The 25,038-nt window shown below is 63.1% G+C and carries 18 protein-coding genes; 6 read left to right on the forward strand and 12 right to left on the reverse strand.

Going from position 1 to position 25,038, the window contains the following annotated elements:
• Positions 1–148: 148 nt before the first annotated feature.
• Both creC and creB read right to left on the reverse strand, forming a co-directional pair.
• The gene (gene creC, locus RYH70_RS18865) at positions 149–1,564 is read right to left on the reverse strand and encodes a two-component system sensor histidine kinase CreC (protein WP_284454967.1); all 1,416 of its coding nucleotides are present in this window, start codon (positions 1,562–1,564) and stop codon (positions 149–151) included.
• Positions 1,561–2,235, reverse strand: a complete 675-nt coding sequence (gene creB, locus RYH70_RS18870) for a two-component system response regulator CreB (RefSeq protein WP_316308897.1) — start codon at positions 2,233–2,235, stop codon at positions 1,561–1,563. Before creB ends, creC begins: the two co-directional genes overlap by 4 nt.
• A 136-nt stretch (positions 2,236–2,371) precedes the next feature.
• Here creB and RYH70_RS18875 point away from each other — a divergent pair, with 136 nt between their 5' ends.
• Positions 2,372–3,547 (forward strand): saccharopine dehydrogenase family protein, encoded by a 1,176-nt coding sequence (locus tag RYH70_RS18875; protein ID WP_317009500.1) that lies wholly within the window; start codon positions 2,372–2,374, stop codon positions 3,545–3,547.
• Between the two features lie 47 nt (positions 3,548–3,594).
• Here the strand turns inward: RYH70_RS18875 and RYH70_RS18880 are convergent, their stop codons facing one another.
• The 4 genes from RYH70_RS18880 to RYH70_RS18895 are packed head-to-tail and all read right to left on the reverse strand — an operon-like array spanning position 3,595 to position 7,356.
• Complete coding sequence (locus tag RYH70_RS18880; RefSeq protein WP_317009501.1) at positions 3,595–4,509, reverse strand: amidohydrolase family protein; 915 nt, start codon at positions 4,507–4,509, stop codon at positions 3,595–3,597.
• Positions 4,510–4,517: 8 nt separating this feature from the next.
• Positions 4,518–5,798 carry a TRAP transporter large permease gene (locus tag RYH70_RS18885; protein WP_055100491.1) on the reverse strand — a complete coding sequence of 427 codons (1,281 nt, stop codon included), beginning with the start codon at positions 5,796–5,798 and terminating at the stop codon, positions 4,518–4,520.
• Positions 5,791–6,291, reverse strand: coding sequence for a TRAP transporter small permease (locus RYH70_RS18890; protein ID WP_022994882.1), 501 nt, complete (start codon positions 6,289–6,291; stop codon positions 5,791–5,793). The genes RYH70_RS18885 and RYH70_RS18890 overlap by 8 nt, the downstream gene beginning before the upstream one ends.
• A gap of 60 nt (positions 6,292–6,351) precedes the next feature.
• Positions 6,352–7,356 (reverse strand): TRAP transporter substrate-binding protein, encoded by a 1,005-nt coding sequence (locus RYH70_RS18895; RefSeq protein WP_233918314.1) that lies wholly within the window; start codon positions 7,354–7,356, stop codon positions 6,352–6,354.
• Positions 7,357–7,613: 257 nt separating this feature from the next.
• Between RYH70_RS18895 and RYH70_RS18900 the strand changes: the two genes are divergently transcribed.
• Entirely contained in the window at positions 7,614–9,224 is a 1,611-nt protein-coding gene (locus RYH70_RS18900; RefSeq protein ID WP_317009502.1) for an amidohydrolase family protein, read from the forward strand.
• A gap of 126 nt (positions 9,225–9,350) precedes the next feature.
• Here the strand turns inward: RYH70_RS18900 and RYH70_RS18905 are convergent, their stop codons facing one another.
• Positions 9,351–10,838: an amidase gene (locus RYH70_RS18905; RefSeq protein ID WP_317009503.1), complete on the reverse strand. Its 1,488-nt coding sequence runs from the start codon at positions 10,836–10,838 to the stop codon at positions 9,351–9,353.
• A gap of 131 nt (positions 10,839–10,969) precedes the next feature.
• Here RYH70_RS18905 and RYH70_RS18910 point away from each other — a divergent pair, with 131 nt between their 5' ends.
• Positions 10,970–11,983, forward strand: a complete 1,014-nt coding sequence (locus RYH70_RS18910; protein ID WP_022994878.1) for a zinc-binding alcohol dehydrogenase family protein — start codon at positions 10,970–10,972, stop codon at positions 11,981–11,983.
• 64 nt (positions 11,984–12,047) lie between these two features.
• Here RYH70_RS18910 and RYH70_RS18915 read toward each other — a convergent pair whose 3' ends face one another.
• Positions 12,048–13,850 (reverse strand): AMP-binding protein, encoded by a 1,803-nt coding sequence (locus tag RYH70_RS18915; protein WP_317009504.1) that lies wholly within the window; start codon positions 13,848–13,850, stop codon positions 12,048–12,050.
• Positions 13,851–14,049: 199 nt separating this feature from the next.
• Here RYH70_RS18915 and RYH70_RS18920 point away from each other — a divergent pair, with 199 nt between their 5' ends.
• Positions 14,050–14,883 (forward strand): hypothetical protein, encoded by an 834-nt coding sequence (locus RYH70_RS18920; protein WP_143247703.1) that lies wholly within the window; start codon positions 14,050–14,052, stop codon positions 14,881–14,883.
• Positions 14,884–14,890: 7 nt separating this feature from the next.
• Here the strand turns inward: RYH70_RS18920 and RYH70_RS18925 are convergent, their stop codons facing one another.
• Genes RYH70_RS18925 through RYH70_RS18935 form a run of 3 tightly spaced genes read right to left on the reverse strand, consistent with a single transcriptional unit; the run spans position 14,891 to position 21,161 of the window.
• A complete protein-coding gene (locus RYH70_RS18925) occupies positions 14,891–16,834 on the reverse strand; it encodes a PhoX family protein (protein ID WP_317009505.1) in 1,944 nt (647 codons plus the stop codon).
• Positions 16,831–18,690, reverse strand: a complete 1,860-nt coding sequence (locus tag RYH70_RS18930) for a phytase (RefSeq protein WP_317009506.1) — start codon at positions 18,688–18,690, stop codon at positions 16,831–16,833. Before RYH70_RS18930 ends, RYH70_RS18925 begins: the two co-directional genes overlap by 4 nt.
• 11 nt (positions 18,691–18,701) lie before the next feature.
• Positions 18,702–21,161, reverse strand: a complete 2,460-nt coding sequence (locus RYH70_RS18935) for a TonB-dependent receptor (RefSeq protein WP_233918310.1) — start codon at positions 21,159–21,161, stop codon at positions 18,702–18,704.
• A 616-nt stretch (positions 21,162–21,777) separates the two neighbouring features.
• On the opposite strand from RYH70_RS18935, the gene RYH70_RS18940 reads away from it, so the two are divergent.
• Positions 21,778–22,680: a GGDEF domain-containing protein gene (locus RYH70_RS18940; RefSeq protein WP_317009507.1), complete on the forward strand. Its 903-nt coding sequence runs from the start codon at positions 21,778–21,780 to the stop codon at positions 22,678–22,680.
• Between the two features lie 2 nt (positions 22,681–22,682).
• Positions 22,683–23,750 carry an AraC family transcriptional regulator gene (locus RYH70_RS18945; protein WP_233917390.1) on the forward strand — a complete coding sequence of 356 codons (1,068 nt, stop codon included), beginning with the start codon at positions 22,683–22,685 and terminating at the stop codon, positions 23,748–23,750.
• On the opposite strand, the gene RYH70_RS18950 is transcribed toward RYH70_RS18945, so the two are convergent.
• On the reverse strand, positions 23,745–24,788 hold the full coding sequence (locus RYH70_RS18950) for a metal-dependent hydrolase (RefSeq protein WP_317009508.1): 1,044 nt from the start codon (positions 24,786–24,788) through the stop codon (positions 23,745–23,747). The two genes, RYH70_RS18945 and RYH70_RS18950, sit on opposite strands and share 6 nt — an antisense overlap.
• Positions 24,789–25,038 lie beyond the last annotated feature (250 nt).

Below are 25,038 nucleotides of genomic sequence, written 5' to 3' on the forward strand. Positions count from 1 at the left end.
TTGTGAGGATGGGGTGCTTACACGCCGATTCGCTGCTGTGGGAGCTTTGCCCTGTCTGTGGGAGCTTGCCTGCAAGCGAATCTTTTAGGCCCAGGAACCCAATTCGCTTGCAGGCAAGCTCCCACAGCGGCCTTGTAGCGACCTCCTGCTACCCCAGGCACAACCGCACCCGCACGCCCTGCTCCAGGTTTTCCACCTGCAACCAGCCGCCGTGCAGCTCACCGATTTCTTCCACCATGGCCAGTCCGAGCCCGGAGCTTTTTTCCTCCCCCGGCGCCGGCAGCGAGTAAAATCGCTCGGTGACCCGGGCCAGCGCGTAGTCCGGAATACAAGGCCCCCGATTGCTGACGTCGATACCTTGCTGGCCCTCTTCCCGCCAGCCGCGGACGTCGATGGTGGAGCCCGGTTCGGCGAACCGAAGGGCATTGTCGAGCAGATTGAACAGGGCCAGACGGGTAGTATCTGGTTCCACCCGCAACACCGGCTCGCCGCTCAACGCCACACTCAGCCGTTTCTCATCCAACAACACCTGGCGGCTGAGCTGCCATTCCTCCAGCAACAACGCCAGCCGCTGCTGTTCCCTTGGCGGCAGGCTTTCCAGTTTTTCCAGCCGCGCCAGCGCCAGCATGCGATCCAGCAGATCACTGAGCCGCTGACTCTCGTGCACCACATTTCCGGTCAGCCGGCTCAGGGCAGGTTCGCTCACCTCCTCGGCCAGAATCTCCCCGGCTCCCCGAATGGCCGCCAGCGGACTCTTCATTTCGTGGGTCAGCATGGTGATGTGATTCTCCAGCCGCGCCCGTTCCTCCAGGCGGCGGCGCATGGCGGTAACGGCATCGGCCAGTTCGCGAATCTCATCATGCACACGGAAACGGGGCGGCGATGGCCTGCGCCCATCGGCCACCGCCAGGGCATAGCCGCGCAGCCGCCCGACCCGGTGGCTGATCCACCAGGCCAGACCGATACCCAGCAACAGACAGGCAACCAGCGCCTGCCAGCCGTAACCAATCAGACGCTGCTCCGCCTGCTCGATGAACGGCTCGATGGCCGCCCCCGGCTTGCCCAGGGTCACCACACCGATCAGCGTCCCGTCATGGCGCACCGGCGCCGCCACATACAACACCGAGGACGCCGGGTCATTGGGGTCGGTGCGGGTAGTGCGGGCGCCGTATTTGCCCTGCAAGGTCAAATGCACATCGTTCCAGCGGGAAAAATCCTTACCTTCGTTTTCCCCGCGCGAGTCGAACAGCACGATGCCATCGGCGCTGGTGATATAGATGTGGGTATCGATGCGATTTTTGCTCAATCCCCAGATCTTGGCGCCCGGCAGCCGCTGAGCATACCGCCTCAGCGCCGAGCGCAGCGCCGGGGTAACCGCCAGTTCGTCCCCCCGGGTATCCATGGCGATCACCTCCGCCAGCAGGTTGGCGGCGTCGACCAGGGTTTCCTCCGCGGACTGGCGCACCAGCGGCTGGGCCTCATCCAGCACCAGATCCATGGTGAACCAGCTCACCAGCCCCATGATCAGGAAGAAGATCAGCAGGAACTGACCGCTGAGTTTCATGGCCGCTCCAGCACGTAGCCGAGACCGCGCCGGGTGACGATCCAGGCGTCCCCGCCCAGCGGTCGCAGCTTGGCGCGCAGAGTCTTGATATGGGTATCCACGGCCCGCTCGAAGCTGTCCTCGTCACTGCCACAGATATCCAGCAGCCGGGCGCGGCTGAACACCTGGCCCGGATGTTTCACCAGCGCTTCGAGAATAAGGAATTCGGAGCGCGTCAACGACAACGCCTGATCCCGAAACCAGGCTTTTGCCGCCTGTTCGTCCACCCGCCATTCCCTTCCTTCCGCCACGGGCGCCGGCGCGCCTTTGTCCAGACGTTTGAGAATGGCACGGATGCGCGCCACCACTTCGCGCGGACTGAATGGTTTGGTGACATAGTCGTCACCGCCCAGTTCCAAACCAAGGATGCGATCCACCTCATCCTGGCGGGCGGTAAGGAACAACACCGGCACTTCGCTGGAGCGGCGTAATTGTTTGAGAACCTCGAAGCCATTGAGATCCGGCAGCCCCACGTCCAGCACCACCAGCGCCGGGCTGTCGCCGTCCAACCGCGCCAAGGCCTGTTCGCCACGTTCCACATGGGTGACCTGAAAATGCTCCCGTTGCAAAGCGAAGATCAGCGGCTCCGCCACCCGAGGCTCATCATCGACAATCAAAATGTGTTCCGTCACCGGGCACCCCCTTCTCTGGATCGCGCCCATCATACCACCGACACCGCTACCGGTTGCCCTGAACGCCGCTGACGGCTTACGGTTGAGGCTCGCGAGGGCCGAGAGCCCGCTGGCAAACAATAGAATGGGAAGAATCATGAGCGAGGCACGGGAGTTTGATCTGATTGTATTCGGCGCCAGTGGTTTCACTGGCCGCCTAGTGGCGGAGTACGTACAGGAGCGCTATGGCGCAGACGGCGGGCTGCGCTGGGCGCTGGCCGGCCGCAACGAAAGCAAGCTGGAACAGATACGCGACGAACTCGGCATTGATCCCGGCGTGGCGATCCTCAAGGCCGACGTCACCGACGCCGACAGCCTGCGCGCCCTGGCGCGGCGGACCCGGCTGGTGCTGACCACCGTCGGGCCTTATCAGCTCTATGGCGAGCCCCTGGTGGCCGCCTGTGCCGGCGCCGGTACCGACTACGTGGATCTGTGCGGCGAAGTGGCGTGGATGCGCCGGATGGTCGATAAATACCAGGAGCAGGCGCAAAACAGCGGCGCCCGCATCGTTTTCTCCTGCGGCTTCGACTCCATCCCGTTCGACCTCGGCGTCTGGTTCCTGCAGGAGCAGGCGCGGGCCAAACTGGGCGCGCCGCTGCCCCGCGTCAAGGGACGGGTACGGCGAATGAAGGGCACTTTCTCCGGCGGCACCGCCGCCAGCCTGCAGGCCACCCTGGCCGCGGCGCGGGACACGGAAGTCCGTAAGCTGCTGGTGAACCCGTTCGCGCTGACCCCGGGTTTCGAGGGCCCGAAGCAGCCACCGGCCGCCGAGATCGAATATGACCAGACCCTCGGCAGCTGGGCGGCGCCTTTCATCATGGCGGCCATCAACACCCGCAACGTGCACCGCTCCAACTTCCTGCTCGGTCACCCCTACGGCGAAGACTTCGTCTACGATGAGATGATCCTCACCGGCCCCGGCGACAAAGGCGAGGCCACCGCCCAGGCCGTCGCCAACGACCGTTCGCTGACCGGTGACAAAGCGCCCAAGCCCGGCGAGGGACCGGGCAAGGAGGAGCGGGAAAACGGTTTCTACGATGTACTGTTCCTGGGTGAAACCGCCGACGGCCAGACTCTCGCCGCCAGTGTCTCCGGCGACAAGGATCCCGGTTACGGCTCCACCTCGCGCATGATCACCGAGAGCGCCCTGTGTCTGCTGCGGGACGCCACCGACACCCCCGGCGGCATCTGGACCACGGCGCCGGCCATGGGCGACAAGCTGATCCGCCGCCTGGAACAGAACGCCGGGCTGCGTTTCGCCCTGGAAGACTGACCGCCCCGGGACGGCCAGGAAGTGCGGGAAGCCCCGCGCTTCCCGGCTCAGCCGTCGAACTGGTAAAGACGGGCGGGGTTATCGGTCAGCACCTGTTTTCTGATCGACGGGTCCGGAACCAGGCGCAGAAACTCATTGACCAGATCCCCATCGTCCGGGATTGGCCCTGGCAGTTGCACGTGAGGCCAATCCGTCCCGAACAGGCAGCGATCCGCCCGAGCCTCCAACAGCGTGGAAAAGAACGGGTCCACATCGTGAAACGGCGCGTGTTCCAGGGCGGTAATGCGGTTCGGTCCGGTGAGCTTCACCCAGGTGCGCCCACCTTGCAGCAACTCCAGAAGAGCCCGGAATCCGGGATGTTCGATTCCCCGGTGGGTGGGAATATGGCCCATGTGGTCGACCACGCTGTCGGTGGGCAGCCGGTCCAGGCGCTCGACCAGCCGTTCGAAGCGCGATACGTCCACCAGCAACTGAACATGCCATCCCAGACCGGCGATTCGCCGGGACAGCAGTTCAACGTCCGCGAACGTCAGGCCGCCGGGAAATACCAGATTGACACGCACCCCGCGTACCCCGGCCTCATGCATCCGCTCGAGCTCGGCGTCGCTGATGCGGTTATCCACCACGGCGATACCACGCCATTGGATATCATCGTCAGCGCGCCGACGGGCCAGTGCATCCAGCATGCGCCGGTTATCGGTGCCGTACACACTGGGTTGCACCAGCACCGCGCGCTGAAAGCCCAGGGTATGCAACAGATCCCGATAGGCTTCCTCGGAAGCGTCCGGCGGTGTGTAACTGCGATTGGGCTGATACGGGTAGCGACTTTGCGGCCCAAACAGATGGGCGTGGGTATCACACGCTCCCAGGGGCAAGGCGCTCAGGGGCTTGCTTGGCGCCGGGTGCGGTCCCGGGATCGTCGGCTCACTGATCCCGGACGTCGGTTTCTGATTCACGGTCATACCATCTCCTAGCCCAACAGGCCCGGAAGCCAAAGCGTCACCGCCGGCACATAGGCGGTCAGTGCCACCACGCCAATGAGGACCAGGAAGAACGGCCAAAGATTGCGGGCCACTTTCTCAATACTCAAACCACTGATGGTGGAGGCGACGAACAGGGAATAGCCCAGCGGAGGGGTGATCATGCCCACGGCGAAATTGATCACCACCATGGCACCCAGTTGAACCGGATCCAGGCCCACCTGGGTACCCACCGCGGTCAGAACCCCGCTGAGGATGACCATCGCGGACACGGTGTCCATGACCGCGCCGAGCACCAGCAACATGATGTTCAGCAACAGCAGGATCAGGAACGGGTTCGATGTAATGCTCAGCAGTACTTGCGTGACCTGCGAGGGAATCTGCTCACTGGCGATGATCCAGGCAAAGCCGTAGGCCACCACGATAATGAACATGATCACCGTGGTGGTACGCATCGACTTTATGAACAACGGGATCAGCGATTTCCATTGCAGATCCTTATAAATGAACAGGCCAATGACGAGGCTGTACAAGGCGCCCACCATGGCCGCCTCGGTGGGGGTAAACACGCTCCCGTAAATACCTCCGAGGATCACCACCGGCGCCAACAACGCCCATATCCCTTCACGTATCGCCGCCAGGATCTCCCGGACACCGGGGCGCTTCTCCCTGGCGATACCCAGGCGCCGGGCGTAGACATAACTGACAACGCAGAACCCCGCCGCCGCGATCAAGCCGGGAACCACCCCCGCCAGAAACAGCTTGGAGATCGACTCTTCCGCCAGCACCCCCCAGATAATCATGGGAATGGAGGGCGGGATCATTTGCCCCAGCGGCCCGATGGAAGTGGACAGCGCCGCGCCGTAGCCCCGTGAGTAACCGCGCTTTTCCAGTTCGTCGATCATCACCGATCCCACCGCGGCTGTGGTGGCCGGCGCGGATCCGGTAATGGCGCCAAAAAACGTACCCGCCGCCACGGTGGACATGGAAAGCCCGCCGGTTAAATGGCCGAAACAGACCGAGGCCACCCTGACCAGGCGTTTGGACAGCCCACCCGCGCTCATCAGATCCCCCACCAGAATGAAACCGGGAATCGCCAACAGGCTGGTGATGGTGCTACCCGCGATCAGGCGCTGGGCCAGGATCATCGGATTGTAGTCGGCCATCCAGATACCCACGGCGGTGAGCAGGCCCAGGGTAAAGGCGATGGGAACCCCCAGCAGCAACAGGACGAACAGCCCGACAATCAGAACAACGCCAATCTCACTCATCGACGGCGCCTCCGTGTTCACCAAGCTGCCCGGGTCGGAACAGCAACACCAGGGCATGGAAGACGATCAAGGCGCCGCTCGCCGGCACCGCCGCACCTTGCAGCCACAAGGGATAGCGCAGCGCCGGTGACACCTGGTGCGCGGTAAAGGCGGTGAATTGCCAGCCGGCCCACAACATCAATCCGCCAAACAGCAGAATCAGTATCACGCTGCCCCGTTCAAGCAGGTGCCTGGGCAGGCCGGGCAAGGCGTCCACCACGATGGAGACGCGCACATGTCCGAACTCCCGCGTCAAAACACTGGCGAACAAAAACACCGTCCAACTGAACGCCAGCAGCGCGACCTCATCACTCCAGGACAAGGACGAGTTCAGCACATAGCGGCAGAACACCCCGGCCAGCAGGGCCAGGGTCATGATCAACGCGCTGGCCGCGCCAAGCGCGGCCGTCACGGCGGCAAGGTGTTTGCTGCCTGCTTCGAGATATCTGTACATACCGGTATCTAGGGCTCTAGGGACAGGGCTCCGGGACCTTGCCGGAGCCCCATGCCAGCGTTATTCCGTGACCAGTTCCATGGCGCGGTCGACCAGGTCTTCGCCGATGCGTGGCCGATATTCTTCATAGACGGGGCGCACCTCGTCACGGAAGGCGCCGGTATCGGCAATCTCGGTAACCGCCATGCCCTTCGCCTTGATCTTCTCGATCAGCGCCTGCTCGTTCTTCGCCACCTCGGCGCGTTGCCGCTCGATGGCTTTCCGCGCGGCGGTACGCACCGCGTTCTGCTGTTCGGACGACAAACGGGAGAAAGCCTGCTTGGACATCAGCAGCGGCAAGGCGTTATAGGTGTGATTGGTCAGGGAAAGGTACTTCACCACGTCGGCGTACTTGTTGGCGTAAATCACCGCCAGCGGAATCTCGAGACCGTCCACCGTACCTTGCTGCACCGCCATGTAGGCGTCGCTCCAGGCCATGGGAACCGGATTGGCGCCCAAAGCCCGGAAGCTGGCGATAAACAGATCACTCGGCTGCACGCGCAGCTTCACGCCCTGCAAATCGCCCGGTGCCCGCACCGGCCGCTTATTGTTGATGACATGGCGGAAACCGGCTTCACCGAAGCCCAGGCCGATCAGGCCCTGTTTCTCCAATCGGGCGAACAGCTCCTGCCCCACCTCGCCATCCAGAACCTCGTGGGCCTGGGCCCGGTCCTTGAACAGGAAAGGCAGATCAAGGAGCTGGAAGCTCTTGTCCAGGGTACCCAACTGAGTGCCGGTGATAACGCCAGCATCCAGCGTGCCGAACTGCATCCCTTGCAGCATATCCGTGTCGTTCCCCAACTGGTTGTTGGGGAAGAACTTGATCTCGAACTGTCCCGGCGCGGCGGCTTCCAACTCTTCCTGGAAGTAGTGGGCGGCGATGGCGTAGGGATCCACTTCGCTGTCGGCGGTGGTCCATCCCAGGCGGATCACGGTGGCGGCCTGAGCCACGCTCACCGCGGTCAGGGCCGCCGCCAAAATGGCAGCGGGCATCAACGTTTTGACGGATCGGAGTAAGGGCGTCATCACGGCTTTCCTGTTTGTTTTGATGGGGTTGATGGCGTGGAGGCAGGCGGGGCGAAGCGCGCCCCACCAAACTTGTCCTACAAGTTGATCATAATTTTACCAGTGCTGTAAAGTCAGTCATCACGCCACGCATCAAGGCCCGTAATCTCCGGCCCAGGCCCGGAACCGGCCCGTACATGGAGCGGCAAGCCCTCCGCAGAGGTACTATTACCGCTGCCGTTTAGCCAACACCGTTTGTACCGAACAGGATGAGTCCTATGAAACAAGCTGCCGCTGCAGGACGCAGCCAGCTTTCCGTCAAGATTTCCCGCCATCTGGAGGCGGAGATTTCCGCCGGCCGCCTCAAGCCCGGCGACCGCATCCCCAGTGAGTCGCAACTGACGGCGCGGTTCGGTGTCGGCCGCAACGTGGTCCGGGAAGCGATAGCGCGGCTCAAATCGGAAGGTCTGGTGGAGAGTCATCAGGGCCTCGGTGCCTTCGTATCCAGCAAAGCCCATCGCAACAGCTTTCGCATCGACCACGATGAACTGAGCCATTTGCCAAAACTTCGTCAGCTCTATGAGTTGCGTCTTGATCTCGAGGTTTCCGCCGCCGGCATGGCTGCCCGCCGCCGCTCCCGCAGCCAGCTCGCGGCGATCCAGGCCGCCTTGTCCGCGTTACGCGACGCCCTTGCCAACGGTCAGGGCATGGTCGAGAGCAGCCTGGCTTTCAAACGCGCTATCGCCGACGCCACCGGCAACGAATACTTCAAGAACTTCGTGCTGTTCCTGACCGCCCATATCTTTGAGGCCGCCTCTTTCGAACGGCGCATCGCCACTTCCGGAGCGCTGCGCGAAACCGTGCTGACCGAGTACGAGTCGATCCTCGAGGCCATCACCGTGGGCGACCCGGACCTCGCCCGCCGCGCGGCCTGGACCCAGATCATCAATTCCGCCGAGCGCAACGGTCTGCGTGGTCTGCAAGGCTGGGAGGTCACGCGCATGACCTCGCTTGGCGAGACCTACGCCCCACCCTGTGCGCCGCCGGTATCCAGCTGCGCCACCCCGTCGCTGCCGCTTCCCGACGGCGCCTGCGATTGCCATTTCCATATTATCGGTGACGCCGCGGTCCACCCTTTCACGCCACATCGTTCCTATACACCGCCGCCCGCGTCACTGGACGACTACCGGAAAATGCAGGGCACGCTGGGGCTGAGCCGGGGGGTTATCGTGCAGCCCAGCGTCTACGGCTACGATAACCGGGTGGCACTGGAAGCTCTGCGTCAAGGCGGCGACAACTATCGCGGCGTGGTGGTGATCAGTGATCAGACCAGCGAACAGGAATTGCGGGACATGGACGCCCTCGGGGTACGCGGCGTGCGCGTCAATCTGATCTACAAGAGCGGTGTCGAGGTCTCGGACGTGACCAATCTGGCACGCAAGGTCGCACCGCTGGGCTGGCATCTGCAATTGCTGATCGACATCTCGGAATTCGCCGATCTCTACGACACCGTGGCCAATCTGCCAGTGGAGGTGGTGATCGATCACATGGGACACATGCCGGCCAGCATCGGCGTGAAGCATCCGGGATTCCGCGATCTGCTGCGCCTGGCCCGGGACGGCAAGGCCTGGGTGAAATTATCCGGCGCGTACCGCTTCACCAACCAGCCGGACACGCCCTACTCCGATGTCACTCCGTATGCCAAGGCGCTGATCAAAGCCAATCCCGATCAGATCCTGTGGGCCAGCGACTGGCCCCACGTGTGTATTTCCGTACCGATGCCGGACGACACCACCCTGCTGGAAGAATTTTTCCAGTGGACCGGGCATGACGAGACCATCATCCGCAAGATCCTGGTCGACAATCCCGCCCGCCTTTATGGCTTTTAAAGAGAATCCTCGCGGAATGTTGCCGGGCAACCTGTTAACAGGCAAAGAAATGGCCGCGAAGCCACTGTGGGAGCTTCGTAGCGGAGCCGTGATAGAGGGAGTGCCCCACCAAAGCGCAAGGAGCGCTTATAACTCCGGCGGCACCCGGTCAAACCACGGTTCCGCCCGTTCCAATTGTGCCGCCAGGGACAACAGCTTGCCTTCGTCGCCATGGCCGCCGACAAACTGCACGCCCAGCGGCAGGCCGTTGTCACACCAGTGCAGCGGCACCGACATGGCCGGCACGCCGGTGACATTGGCCAGTTGCGTGAACGGCGTGTATTTCAGGTTTTCCCGCGCCATCTGCTCCACCAGCCCGGTCTTCATCAGCAACTTTTGCGCGCCAACTTTCAGCACCAGCTTCAGCGCCGCTTGCTGCAAGGATGGTGTCGCCAAGGCACCGATGCGCGCCGGCGGCATGGCCAGGGTCGGCGTCATCAGAAAGTCATAGCCCTGAAGGAACGCCATCAACTGACGCGTGTAGGTTTGCCAGCGCTGATAGCACTGCAGATAATCCGGCGCGCTCAGGCTGCGCCCGAACGCCGCCATCGCCAGAGTATCCAATTCAAAGCCGTCATCACCGGCGCCGGTGAGCCGGCGCATCTCGTCGACGCTGTCGGCGCACTTGGCGAACCACACCATCAGCCAGTCCATGCTCATGGCCATGACATCGATATCCGGCTCCGCTTCTTCCACCCGGTGGCCGAGGGATTCCAGCAAACGGGCCGTCTTCTCCACCGCCCGCACCGCCTCGGGATCCACCGCCGTACCAATGGGCGAGCGGTTGGAGAAAGCGATACGCAAAGTCCCCGGGTCACGTTCGGTCTCCTCCCGGTAAGGCCGCGCGGGCGGCGCCAGCGGATAGAGGCTGGCCAGCTCGTCTCCGGCCACCGCATCCAGCAACACCGCGCAATCACGGACCGAACGGGTGACCGCGTGATTCACCGACAGTCCATGCAAGGCTTCACCGAAATCCGGCCCCCAGGGGGTACGGCCACGACCGGGCTTGAGCCCGAACAGGCCGCAGCAGGCCGCCGGAATACGGATGCTGCCGCCGCCATCGTTGGCGCCGGCGAAGGGCACCACCCCGGCGGCCACCAGGGACGCTGAACCGCCGGAAGAGCCGCCGGGGGTGTGATCGGGATTCCAGGGGTTGCGGCAGGGGCCGAACGAATCCGGTTCGGTGATCCCCTTGGCGCCAAACTCCGGCGTATTGGTGCGCCCGAACAGCACCAAACCAGCCTGGCGCCAGCGCTTCACCAACTCCGAATCATGGGGAGCGCGGAAGCCCATGTTCTTGAGCGCCTTGTTACCCATGTAACAGGGCGCTCCGGCCATCTCCTGGAACAGATCCTTGGCCAGCATGGGCACCCCCGCCAACGGCCCGGAGAGCGGTCCCGCCGCTGTGCGCCGTCCTTCCTCGTAAAGCGGAATCACCAGGCCGTTGAGCCTGGGATTGACCTGTTCCGCCCGGGTGATGGCCAGTTCCAGCAATTCCGCCGCGCTGACTTCTCCCCGGGCCACCAGCCCGGCCAGGGCCACGCCATCCAACTTACGGTATTCGTCGAAATCCATGATGGTATCCTTGTTCTCTGAAGTCCGCGGCCCATTGCCGTGCCGCCCCGAAGCCCGCTTGTCATCCTACACGGCGGCGACCGGTTCGCGCGGGCTCACTTTGCGCCAAACTGCGTTACCAGGAGGAGAGGATGAAAGCTGTCGGTTTCGACCGCCCCCGAGCCATTGAAGACCTGCACGCGTTACAGGATATCGAGTTGGAGACACCGGTTCCCGGTCCCCGTGATCTGCTGATCGCGGTGGAAGCGGTGTCGGTGAATCCGGTGGACACCAAGGTGCGCCAACGACCATTGGCTGAACCCGGTTTCCGGGTGCTCGGTTACGACGCCGCGGGCCGGGTACAGGCGGTGGGTGACGAGGTTCGGGGTTTCAAACCCGGCGACCGGGTCTGGTATGCCGGCGCCATGCAACGCCAGGGCAGCAACGCCCAGTTCCAATGCGTTGATGAAAGGCTGGTGGCACACAAACCCGACAGTCTGGGCATGCAGGAAGCCGCCGCCTTGCCGCTGACCACGCTGACGGTCTGGGAAGCCCTCGAAGACCAGCTCGGTCTGACCCCGGACACCGCCAAGGGCAAGACCCTGTTGGTGGTCGGCGGCGCCGGTGGTGTCGGCTCCATCGGTATTCAACTGGCCGCCCGCCATTTTGGCATGACCGTGATCGCGACCGCCGGCCGCGATGAATCCGCCCGCTGGTGTCAATCCATGGGCGCCGCCCACACCATCGATTACCGCCAGGGGCTGGTGGAACCGGTAAAAGCCCTCGGTATCGACGGCGTGGATGCCATTCTGCTGGCCCAGGAACCGGATCCGTATTGGGCCGAAGCCTGCGAGTTGGTCAAACCGCTGGGCGGCATCGTTACCATTGTCGATGCCCGCGGCCCTCTGGACCTGAACGCGCTGAAGCCCAAAAGCGCCCGCTTCGCCTGGGAATTCATGTTTACCCGGGCCATGTTCGGCGTGGATATGGAACGCCAGGGGGAAATTCTGTCCCAGGCCGCCAAGCTGGTGGATGAAGGCGTACTGCAAACCACTCTGGGCGAGTCCCTGGGCCCGATCAACGCCGCCAATCTGAAACAGGCGCACCGCCGTATCGAGGACGGCCAGACCATCGGCAAGCTGGTACTGGCCGGCTGGGAGGAATAATCCAGGGACTCGCGGCGCGTTCCTGCATGACTGTACCCGCAGGAACGCACCGCGAGCCGCCATGTCAGGCCGACATCAGCACCAGCCCGAGTTCCGCCAGCCGCTCCCGCGCCCGGTCATGCATGGCCGCGGCCGACGACGACGACCAGTCAATCACGATTGATTTGGCGTCCGGCTGCGGGCAGCTCACCCGGGCACCGGTATCCAGCTCGGCGATCAATTGCCCGGCCCGGTAGCTCACCGCCTTTTGCCGCAATTGATAGCGCGCCACCTTGCCCAGCGGAGTCATTGGCATCGAAGGCAACACGAACACATGGCGGGGCCGGGCCTGCGGCACGGTAATGCGATCACACACGAAGGCATTGATGCTTTCGACACTGCGCTCATCCGCCCCGGCTCGCAGTGTCACGTACAGCACCGGCAGTTCCCCGGCATACTGATCCGGCATCGCCACCACGGCCGCCTCCAGCACCGCCGGGTGTTCTTCCGCCACCTGCTCCAGCATTTGCGGATCGATGTTGTGGCCACTGCGGATGATCACTTCCTTGGTACGACCGACGATCCGCAATTGCCCGTCATCGGTGACGGCCACCAGATCACCGGACGGAATCCAGCCGTTGTGCGGCCGGTCCTGTGTACCCGTGGCGGTACGATAGCCAGCGAAGACATTGGGGCCCCGGACCCACAGTTCGCCTCGCTGGCCGGCCCTGAGCGGCCGCCCCGGCTCCTCGATGGCCACCTCCACCAACGGCACCGGATGCCCGGCCAGCGGCGGCCGGAACATCCCGTCGATGAATTGGGCGGTAACGATACCGGCGGACTCGGTCATGCCGTAAAGCTGATACACCGGGGCGCCGCTGATGGTTTCCAGACGCCGGGCCAACTGCGGATTGAGCGCCGAACCACCGGTGAGAAAGGCTCTCAGGGAAGCGCATCGTTGCTGTTGGCGGGGGGCGTCGGCCAGGGTCGAAAGCGTGGCCGGCACGCCGCCCACCAGCGTCACCTCCAACGCCTCCAGCATCGACCAGAAACGCCGGATCACCGCCGGATTCTTTAACCCCAGAGCGGTGGGCAGCACCAGCGTGGCACCGGCGGCGATGATCGCCAGCACGGCGTCCACCGAACTGCCCACATGGAACAGGGGCAGACCGTTCAGGAGGCGGTCGCTCTGACTGTAGCCGCACCCGGCGCAGGTCATCACACCGCCGGCGGCCAGATTACCCAGGGTCAATTCCGCCAGCTTCGGCGCGTAGGTGGTGCCTCCGGTATGCAGCAGAGCGGCCACCCGCTCCGGATCATCGTCCGCGGCCAGACCGGCATCGCCCGCCTTCGCCACGAACGCCGGCCAGGGCTCGCCGTCGAACACCGCGTCCCCCGCTTCCCCCAACGGCAAAACCACCACATGGGGTGGTCGCGGCAGACTCGCGGCGGCGGCGCTGACCCGTTCGCTCAAATCCGACTCCGCATGGGATCCCACGGTGATCACCACTTTGCAGCGGGCCAGCGCCAGTTGGGAGGCGATCGCCTGTTCCGACATCAGCAGATTCACCGGAAACGCCACCCCCACCGAACACGCGGCGATCAAGGCCGATACCGCCTCCGGCACCAGAGGCAAAAACATCGCCACGCCATCTTCCGGGGTAACCCCGCTGGCACGCAGGGCACGGGCCACTGCTTCGGTCTCGGCCAGCAATTGAGCATAACTGACCGTCACCGGCTGGTCGCTATCGGCATCGCACAGATACACCAGGGCCGGATGATCCGGATAGCGCGCCGCGGCCTGACGCAGCAAGCGCAGCGGCGTTGGCGCCCGCTCCAGACAGGCCCGAACCGCACTACTGGTGTTCGCGATAGCTGGTTCCATCATCACATCCTGTTATTTTCACGCTCCCTCGGCGAATACCGCGCGCCCATCGCCCCTGCCCCTTCGACCCGGAACACGAGCATCGGCGTCTTGTTTCAATTCCAACTGGCAAGCGGGCCTTCATGCGGGTAAGTAAGACGGCTGGATTTCATGGAATAATACCCGTTGGCCACACCCTACTTGTTACTCAAAAGTGGAATCGATGAAAGATGATGTAACTCCCCAGGGACGACCGTCAATCCCCTCGCTCACCAAACTGGCGGAATTGACTCCCAGAACACTGGTCCTGGATATGCTCGCCGTGGCCGCGGATACCGCGCTGACCTCGGTGGCGCTGGCCCAGGGTGGCGACATCATGGGGTTCAAGGCCGGCGCCATTCGCGTGGCGGTGAGCCGCCTGTCCACGCAGGGCGCCATCATCAGCCCTCAACGCGGCAGCTGGCAATTGGCGGAAAACGCCCCCTGGGCCCGGGAACAGGGCCGCTGGCGGGGTCTGAGCGAGTTGCTGTGCCCCTGGAGAGAAAACTGGTGGGTGGCGGTCACCCATCAGGTATCGCGTTCCAACCGCAGCGGCTGGCGGGAACATGAGAGAGCCCTCTGGCAAAGGGGTTTTGCCGAGGTGCAACGGGATCTGTTCGTCCGCCCCGCCAACCTGTCACTGGCCTTTTCCGCCCTGCGGCAGGAACTGCGGGCCCTGGGCATGGCCCCGCAAACCGTGCTGCTGCGGGCCGATCAGTTATCGGTCACCCCCAGGCCCGGTTTGTGGGATTTTCGGCGCCGCCACACCCTGCTCGAGAAGGTCCGTGATGAAATGTGCCGGCTGCTCGACCAGGCCCCCGCCGGCACCGCCCCCGACAAAGTCCTGTGCGCGCGTTTTTTGCGCGTGGGCCGGGCCGCCACCAAGATCCTCAACACCGACCCGTTATTGCCGGAAGAATGGACCGGTCCGTCCCCGCGTGGCGAGGTGATCCGCCTGTTGCCGCACTTCATCAGTACCGGCCGCACGCTGTGGTTTCGGTACATGGGCATCGAGTAGGTGTTGGTCAGGTGCCGATCTCGCCGCCGTCGTCGCGTGTGATCAGCACCGTGGTGGAACGGGGGCGGGTATGGCCATCGCTGGCCGGATAGCTGATCCCCGGATGCTGCACGTTGACCCACAAGGTCCGCCCGTCCGGCGTACCGGTAATGCCGGTGATTTCGCATCCCCGTGGCCCGACCAGAAAACGACGCACCTCGCCGCTGTCCGGGTCCGCGCACAACAACTGGTTGGTCCCCATGGCCTGATGGTCCGGGCTTTCGTCGTCGTAATCGGTTTCGATCCAGAGGCGCCCCGCCGGATCGAACCAGAGGCCATCCGGCGAAGAGAACACGTCGCCCTGGATGGTACCCCACTGATGGGCCGGCGCCTCGCCGCCGGCGGGGTAACCCGCCAATAAAAACAGCTCCCAATCAAAAACCGTGGCGGCGGGATCATTGTCCCGTTCCCGCCAGCGCAGAATCTGTCCGTGCAGGTTCCTGGGCCTGGGATTGGCGGCGTTCACCGGTTGCCCGTCATCGACACCGCGCTCATCGTTATTGGTCAGCGTAACGTAAACCTCGCGGCTGCCGGGCCGCACCGCCACCCATTCGGGCCGGTCCATGCGGGTGGCGCCGAGCAGATCCGCGGCGCCGCGCGCGTTGATCAGCACGGCCGCCTGATCCGGGAAGCCATTGGCGGCGTTGAGCGGCCCCTGACCGTGCCGTAAGGGCCGCCATTCACCTCGGCCGTCATCATGGAATACCGCCACGTACAAAGTGCCGTGATCAAGCAGCTCCCGGTTGGCGGCGGGATCATCCGCGCGGTAACGATCACGGGGCACGAATTTGTAGATGTACTCACCGCGGGTGTCATCCCCGAAGTAAAACGCCATGCGCCCGTCATCGGCCAGCGAAGGCGTGGCGCATTCGCGCACCAGCCGTCCCATGGCGGTACGCTTCACCGGCGTACTGTCCGGGTCGAAGGGATCGATTTCCACCACCCAGCCGAACCGGTTTGGTTCATTGACCTCCCCCTGGTGAGGCAGGGAACGGTCCGGTGTGGCATCGAAGCGGGATTGCGCGGTTTCCCATAAATAATAGTTACTGCGCTCTCCCTGACTGAGCCGATAGCGGGCCTGCTGCGGACGCCGCTGATAATCCTCCGCGTCCCGATTGACGAAGTAGTTCGGCCAGTTTTCCTCACAGGCCAGATAAGTGCCCCAGGGGGTGTGGCCCAGCGCGCAATTGGCGAACGTGCCAATCACCCGGCGCCCAGTGGGATCCGAGGCGGTGCGCATGGCTTCGGACCCCGCCGCCGGACCGCTCAGTGTCATCGGCGTCAAACCGCTGATGCGACGGTTATAGGAAGACGTCATGATTCGCCGCCACTGGCCGTCACGGTCCTTGGCGATCTCGATGACGCTGACACCGTGGGCGGCCAGTTCTTTGTTCACTTCTTCGCCGGGCCGGCGCGGCCTGCCCTGTTCGTCATGCAGCACCGTGGCACCCCGTGGATGCAGAAAATCCGTCGCCACTTTTTCATGATTGATCACCAGCAGGCCGTGCCCGTTGGGATTATCCGCAAAAGGGAAATAGTGCATCCCGTCATGGTTATCTCCGGCCTGCCGCAGTTGATCACGCCAGTCGTTACCGGCGTCCGCGCGCCACCGTGGCGCCTCGGCATCAATCGGATCCCCCCAGCTGTAGAAAGGCACCGCGCGATATCCCGCCGGCACCCGCACCGCGTCAAAGCCGGGATCGGTTTGCGCCGGCAGCGGCGTGAATCCGATGCGTGGCCGCGCGCCACCGGTCACCGCGCAGCCTCCGACAAAGACCGCCGCCAACCCCAGGCCACCCTTGAGCACACCGCGCCGGGTCAGGCTGAGCCAGTGGCCCTCGCTACTCCGGAGCACCGGATGATCGTCCTGTGCTTCCCAGTCCTCGGGATCGGTTCGCCATTCCCCGCTCATGGCCGCGCCTCCCTGGTCAGGTTCAACGCCTTACGTACCGCTGACCAGGGCACGTACTTGAAGTTCTGCGGCGCCTGCGGCAACCGGTTGCGCCCATCCTGAACCACCAGCAGCCCTTCTTCGTAAGCGCCTCCCAGGTTGGCGGATGTCACTTCCAGACCATCGGTTTCCGACACCCCGTCCACGCCACGCCGTGAATCCAAAGCAATACGGAATCGTCCCCGGTAGGCATAAGGCGGCAAGGCATCCAGGACCACATAGCTGTCGTTGCCCTGACTGGAAATCACCAGGTAACGGTGGTCCTCGCCGGCGTAGATCGCCAGCCCTTCGATATCGGCCACCAGTTTCTCCCCCACGGCCATGACCTTGGTCAGCGTGGCGGGCACTTCGGGGTCGGCGGGCAGAGTCCACACCGCCTGATCTTCCTCGCCGACAAACAACTGGCCGGTCACTTCATCGGCCACGCACCCTTCCGGCTGGCTGTCCACCCGGAAACGCCGCGCCAGGGTCGCCGAGGGCGCCTCGCCGGTGAGGTCCAGGCGGTATTGTTCGAACTCGCCATTCTTGCCGTTGGCGATGGCATGCAGCTCATCGGCACCGGCCTGATAAAGGCACACCCCGTAAATGTCCTTGAGCGTGGTTTCGATTTCACCGGCGTTGGAGACGTTGCCTTCGGTGTCGATACGAAACACCTGGAGGCTGTCATGATCCCGGTTACTGGCCACCACCCAGTCACCGCGCACGTCCACATTGTTGAGCCGCCCCACGGGCAGAAACTGCCGGGTTCGGCCGAGCAGATCGTAAACGTACAAACCCGCTTTTTTGTCGGTACCGAGCACACGGCCATGTTCCGGTTTTTCCGGGTGCAACCAAATCGCCGGATCATCCGCGGCGTCACCGAAACGGGCCACCGGATCGGTTTGTGCCGCCGCGTGCACCACCGCCATATCCGTGTCCCCGAACGTTGGGTTCGCCGCCCGCCAGGGCAGCGTCATGGTCCGAGCGGCACTTCCTTCGTCGTCCAATACCACCAGAGTCAACTCTCCGTTCCGCCAAAGCGCCGCCAGTTTTTCCGGTTCCTTCTGAGCCGGCACCGTTATCGCCGCTCCCACCGGTTCGCCGTCGCGATACAGGTGCAAGGTCCCGGCGTCCTTGTCCAGTACCGCCAGCCCATCCGGAATCACCGCCAGACCGGCGGCGCCCAGCCGCAGCCCGCCTCGGGGCGCCACCATATCCACCACCCGGCGTTCGGGATCCCGCTCGGCATCGGCGGCATAACGCCAGACACCAACTCGCTCCTCACTGACGTAGAGGTCGCCATCGTCGTCGTCCACCCGGCAGGCCTGAACCTCCGGCGGCAATACCAGATGGCGCAGCGGCGCCACCATCTCGTTGATCAACCACTGGTCGGCACCGCCCCGCTCATCCAGCAAAAACACCGACAACAGGCCGTCCCGGTCCTGATACAGACAGAGACCGGCCACTTCATAGTCCGGGGCGGGGATGGTATTGCCTGCCATGACCTGACCATCGCGGACGGTCAGCACATGCACTTCATTGCTGCTCTGCTCCGCCAACGCCAGGCGCCAATCTCCCGAAGCGACAACCCGGCCATCCAGATGCTGATAGCCCTGGGCGGCGCTTGACTGCCGTTCGCCGTTGATCCAGAGACCGCCCCGTTGATCCAGCGCCGCCCACTGCGTGGTGCCCGGCGCATACCAAAGATCCTGAAATCGCCGCTCCGGCTCCCAGCTCCGCCAGTCGGATTCCGCCACACTATCCACGGCGCAACCCGCCAATCCCAGACCACCACAAAGCAATATCGCAAACCGTCTTCTCGTTCCCATCCGTTTCATTCAACGGCTCCTCAGTAATGCTTCAGGGACAGGCCCAGTTTGTAGGTGGCACCGTACTCTTCGTACTGCGCGTTGTAGCGTTCCCTGCCGGTGTAGGCATAGAAGGGTTCGTCGGTCAGGTTGATCGCCTCGAAGGTCAGTTGCAGCTGTTCGGTCAGGAAATAATGGCCGGTGAAATCCAGTTGAACGTGATCGTCCACGTGAATGTCGTAGCGCTTGTCCAAAGGATCCTGCACTTCCTGAAGATAGTTTCCGGTGTAGTTGGCGGCCAGCCGCAGGCTGAGCTTGCGGGTCTCGTACCCCACCATAAGATTGGCGGTAAGGTCCGACTGGCTCGGCAAGGCGATAGTGCGATCCCGGTACCCCCCGGCATCCTCGTCATAAGCGCGAATGCGCGCCTCGGAATCAACCAGAGTGGCGTTGGCACCGACCAACAGGCCATTGAACGGCGCCGGCAAGCCGCTGAAGGTTTTCGAGTAGGCCAGCTCCAGACCGTACAGGGAAGCACTGTCGCCATTTTCAAATGTCTCCGCCTCATCGTACATTTCGTAACCGCTGGCGCCGCCCACATCGGTGCGATAAACGAAATTCTTCAGATCCTTATAGAACAGGAAGGCGGAGACCACGCCGGCGCGCCCCATGTAATGCTCGATGCCCAGATCGTAGTTGTCCGCTTCCAGGGACTTGAGCCCCGGATTGCCGAAACTGGCCTCGTCACCATCGATTTCATAACCCGGCGATAATTGCTCGAAGGTGGGTCGCACTACACTCTGGGTGAACGCCGCCCGGATCTGGGTATCCGGCCCCACCCGGTAACGCAGATGCAGCGCCGGCAGCCAGTGCTGTTCATCCTCGTTGAAGCGATTGGCGACGATATCGCCATCTTCCACGCCGTACCCTCGGGCGGAAAAGTCGGTGCTCTGGTACCGCACCCCACCCAGGACACGCAGATCCCCCACATCCACGGTGCCCATCACATAGGCTGCCCGGCTGTCCTCGGAGATGTCGTAGTCCTCGATGGCGGAGGCCTCATCGTCCCGCTCGCCAGGTCCACTGAGTAGATTGTCCACGCTGGTATCGATGCCCGATCCCATCTCACCCAGCCCATAGTCCACGTCCTTGGCAAAATCCGACAGATTGCCCTCGGGCTCGTAGATCCAGGTTTCGGCGTCCGATTCCTTGTCCCGGCGGGCCACCTTGCCGCCGAACTTGAGGGTGGCGAAGTGCTGGTTCCACATCAGATCACGGGTGAAATCCAGCTTCAGGTCGGTTTGCCGGTCCTTGGTGTCACTCTGGGCGACCTCCACTTCGTCCAGCTCATACAAGGCATCGTCGAAAAAACCGGACGGGAAAACCGGGCGGGGTTTACGACTACCATAATAGCCACCATCGTCGAACTCGGCGGCAAACACGGCGCCACCGGTATGGCGGGGCTCGTCCTCGCTGGCCCGGCTGTGACCGATACGGTACTCCATGGCCCAGTCATTCCAGCGTTGCTCACCGCCGAACACCACCGAGGTGATCTTCTGGGTTTCCTCGCGGTTCTTCAGCTCTTTCTGTACTTCCACGGCGCCGGTTTCGTTGGGCGCCATGGCTTCCTCGAAGCCGAACACGTTGGCCTGACGGATTTCCTCATCCCGGAAACGGCTGTGCAGGGTACGCAAGTAATAGCGGCTGTTGTCGTTGGGCAGGTAATCGAAGTTCAACGCCAGACCGAGCCGTTCCCGAGTGATGGTGTAATCCCGCTGTTCGAATTCCTCCAGCCGCGCATCACCGTCATCAAAGTCCCAGCCGCCACCGGTTTCCACGTTATCGGAACCGAAGTCGCGCTCGGACCAGCTGAACGCCGCCGCCACGCCGAAATTATCCTGACCGGAGCCGATACTGAAGCGATTGCTGAAAGCGGCGGACAATTCCGGGCTGGTTTCATCCATCAGTTCGTTGTAACTGCCCTTTCCGGTCACCGAATAGTAAAGGCCCGGGCGGTCGAAGGCGGACAGGCTGCGCACCTGTACCGTCCCGCCGAGGGAATTGGCGTCCATGTCCGGGGTCAGCGTCTTCACCACGGTGAGCGATTCCAACAGATCCGCCGGCACCACATCCAGAGCCACCGCCCGGCGCCCCGCCTCCGGCGCCGGAATCCGCACGCCATCCACATCCACCGCGTTGTAGTCCGGCGCCAGACCACGCACCCGCACGAAGCGGCCCTCGCCCTGGTCCCGTTCGATGGAGACACCGGGCAGGCGTTGCAGTGATTCCGACACGTTGGTATCCGGCAATTGACCGATGGCATCGGCGCTCACCGTGGTCTGGATGTTGTCGGCCGCGCGTTGGCTGGCCAGCGCCTCTTCCACACTGGCGCTTTGGCCGACCACTTCCACCGCCTGCAGACGGTGGCTCTCCACGCTCTCTTCAGCGCCGGCGCCCTGCGCCAGGGCACCGATCACCGAGGCCAGTAACGTACGTTTCAAAACAGGTGTATTCCGTTGATAGCGGGTCATGGGTCCCCCAAGGCAGTCAGCAACGTCATCCGCGTTGCACGGAACCTAGGCAGAGGCCATGTCACTTCCGTTACACCCCATGGTCAGGCCCCTGGCTATCGGGGCTCCGAGCGGCATTTCCGGCCCGCGCTGAGCTGATCACACCCTCCCGTCCGGACGATTTACCGGCATTGACGCCGTCTCAGGCTCGGTCCAGCACGGCGAAAACACCGATGCCATGAGCTGATCCGACCCCCTGCGTCGACGGCACCGATCCTGTCACGCCGGTGCAATGCCCACGGCGTAGGAAGGGTGGTAGGGCCTGTTCACACTATTTCCATCGCGCCTGTTGCGGCTAAAACGTCACCAATCCAGGCACGAGGAGAGAAGTTTGGTCATTCCAAATGAACGACGAGTAACGCGGAGTGGTGACGTTTTAGCCGCAACCCGAAGGGCTGGAGCCCTTTTTACCTCCAGAGTCGTTGTCGGTTGCTCATTTGGAATGACCAAACCGCGCGCCCTCCGCCTAGCTGGAGGCAAAAAGGGCTCCAGCAGGCGCGGTGGAAATAGTGTGAACAGGCCCTAGTTCAAAAAGGAGTAATGACGGATGTGGGGATTCGCACTGCATCGATGGAAGTGGTTCGGTCTACTGACCATCGCCTCGGCGATTCTGGCGCTCAATACATTGACCGGCACCCTGAAACCGATGGCCGAGGTGGTCTGGCTGGATATCGCTGGCGAAGGCGGCGCCGCCCTGCTGGTTCTGATCTGGCTGGCCCTGATGCTCAACAGCCGGCCCGCCGGCCGTGTCACCAACCTTTTGGCACTGGGGCTCAGCGGCATTTTCGTGGCCTACTGGCAGGATGTCATGGACGAGGTCATTCAACTGCCGGCCACCATAGTCTGGGATCACTGGCTGGAATCCGGAGCCATGCCGGTGGGCATGTTGCTGCTGACGCTGGGTCTGTATCACTGGCACAAGGAGCAACAGGCGATCTGCGATCAACTGCGCAAGCGGGAAAAGCTGTTCCGGGAGCATCGGGATTTTGATCGTCTGACCCCGCTCACCCGGGCCGGTTATCTGCGCGAGCATCTGGCCCTCGCGTCCCGTTGTGCCGCCCCTCCTGTTCTGTTGATGATGGAATTGCCGGACTTCGATGCCGCTCGCCGTCATCTCGGCGAGCGGGACGGCCAACGGCTGCTGCAGGAAGTGGCCGAATTACTGTTGCTGAACCTGCGCCGCAACGACCTGCTGTGCCGCTACGCCGGCCACCGTTTCGCGGCGTTACTGACCGATATCGATGCTAGGCGGGCGCTGGATATGGCGCGGGAACTGGAGCAGGCGGTGGCGGCTTTCGCCTTCAAGAGCGGCCAGGGCGGCACCCATTATTCACGGCTGGTGACGGCCGTCATCGAAGCCGGCGCGGACACCCCCGAGGCCTGGCTGGAACGCGCCAACCGGGATCTGGATGAAGTCCGCCGGCGGCGGGCGACGAACGTCGCGGCCTGATCATGCGCGGCGGCTCTCACCACCATATCGGTTATCAGCGGGACGACCGTTTCATCCCCTGTCACCATCACCCGGCGCTGTTGCTGGAGATGGTGCGCGAACCGGGGCTGGACGATCACAAGGCGCTCAGACATACCGGCCTGTTTCCCGAAGATCTTCTGAATACCAACGCGCGTTTGTCGCCGCGCCAATACCTGCAACTGGTGCATAACATTCGCCGCCTGCACCCTGATCCCGAGCTCGGCTTCCGCTATGGGCAGACACTGCTTCCCGGCCACTATGGCGCGATCAGCACGCTGCTCGGCAACGCCGCCCATCTGGATCAGGCGCTCATCACGCTGGAGGATTATCAGCCTTTGATCACACCACTACTGGCGCCCCGCATCATCCGTACCGGCGAATATTGTTGCGTGCAGTGGCTGGACAGCTGTGGCGCGGGGAATGAGTACCGGTTTCTGGTGGAGAGCATGATGTCGGCCCTGGCCTCGGTGACCCGCTGGCTCAGCGGCGGACCGTTGCCGTGGACCTTCCAATTCAGCTACCCGCAACCGGACTATCCGGAGCACTATCAGGTCTACCTCGGCTCCCAGCTGTACTTCGAAGCGCAAATGGATGCCATGCTGATTCCCGCCCATTATCTGAATCAGCCCTGGCCCAGGGGCTCGCACACCGCGCGGGCGGTTTCCGAGCAACAATGCCGCGAACAACAGCTGGCCCTGGGATGCGACACCAGTCTGGTTCACCAACTCTATCTGACGCTGATCGAGCGTATCCGCGAGCCACCGTCCCTGGATACCGCCGCGCGGGAGTTGGGCCTGAGTCCAGCCACGTTAAAACGCAAACTCAAACACCACGGCACTCACTTTCAGGATCTGCTGGATCGGGCGCGCAAGCATACCGCTCTGCATCTCTTGCAGTTTTACGGCTACAACAGTGAGCAGGTGGCGCGCTATTTACGCTTCAACGACAACACCAATTTCCGCCGCTCGTTCAAACGCTGGACCGGCCTCACCCCGCGCGCCTGCCAACAGTTGGTGGATCGCGCCATGACCACGCTGAAACCGTTATAGTGCCGTGTCCAGGCAATCCGTCGGCGCCTCTCCCAGTTGCAGGGTACGCAGACAAAGCACCGGCTTGATGGCGAACGTGCGCCGCCACAATGTCGACCACATTCCATCATGGATTCTGACGTCGCTCAGACGAGTGCTTGGCAATGGCCGCCAGTCATGACCATCAAATGCCGCCAGCACAAAACGGAACGGATGCGCGCCCGGAACCCCAAGGCGGACGTCCGTCACCACCAGTTGCTCCTGCTCGCGCTGATAATCCAGCAGACCGCCGGTAAACCAGGCCAGCCGCCGCGCTTCCGGCAGCCCGGCGGCGACCGCCTCAAGCTCCCGATGACGAGGAAATCGCTCCAGCGTCATGCTGCCGGGTTGATCCAATACACCGGTGACCATTTCCAAACGCTGATCGTCGGTCAGTGCGGTGGCCCGCCAAAGCAGAGTCGAGAACGGCATGGGCTGCACCAGCAGCCGCTGTGGCGTGATGCCGATACCGGCCAGTTCGGCGCGCACCCGCTGTGTCATCCAATGCTGGGCGGCCAGACTCCAGATCAGATAGGCGCTGGACAGCGTCAGCCCCAACGCCAACGCCCGCCGCGACGGCGGCCGCCACAGCGCCACCAACACCGCCAATAGCAATGGCAGGGTGTACAACGGATCGATAATGAACACACTGCTCAACGCCACTGGTTCACCAAGGGGCCACCACAATTGGGTGCCATAGGTGGTAAAAGCATCCAGCAGGGGATGGGTAAGCAATACCAGAGCGGTGAACGCCCACCAGCGCGCCAGCGACACATCACGCCAACGGCGAGACAACAGGATCGCCAGTAACAGCGAAAAAGGCGTCAGCACCAGCAAGGAGTGACTGAACCCGCGATGCTCGGAAAAATTCGCCACCGCGCTGCCGTAGTCGATCAACACATCCAGATCCGGCAAGGTCGCCAGAAGCGCCCCGCCGAGGATCGCGCCACGCGGGAAACGGCGCCCCAAAACGGCGCCGCCCAAGGCTCCCCCCAGGACCGCCTGAGTCAGAGAATCCATTGCTTTTCCTTCCTCTCTTGCCTTTTCCGGCTCGGACGGCCACGCCTATGAATCCCATAGTTTTGATACATAACGGCGATAACCCCATGAATTAATTTGAAAAAAATCAGGCACTCAAACAGCGAAGCGATAACGAAGGGCTTGCACCCGTGATCAGACCGTCAAAGAATGGGGAACGCGCGTTTAATCCGCCCGTGCGAAGAATCGGATTATTGCGCCATGGCACAGGGAGAGGCCACCGCCAATCGAC

The sequence above is a fragment of the Alloalcanivorax xenomutans genome (assembly GCF_032810065.1).
Classification (GTDB): Bacteria; Pseudomonadota; Gammaproteobacteria; order Pseudomonadales; family Alcanivoracaceae; genus Alloalcanivorax; species Alloalcanivorax xenomutans.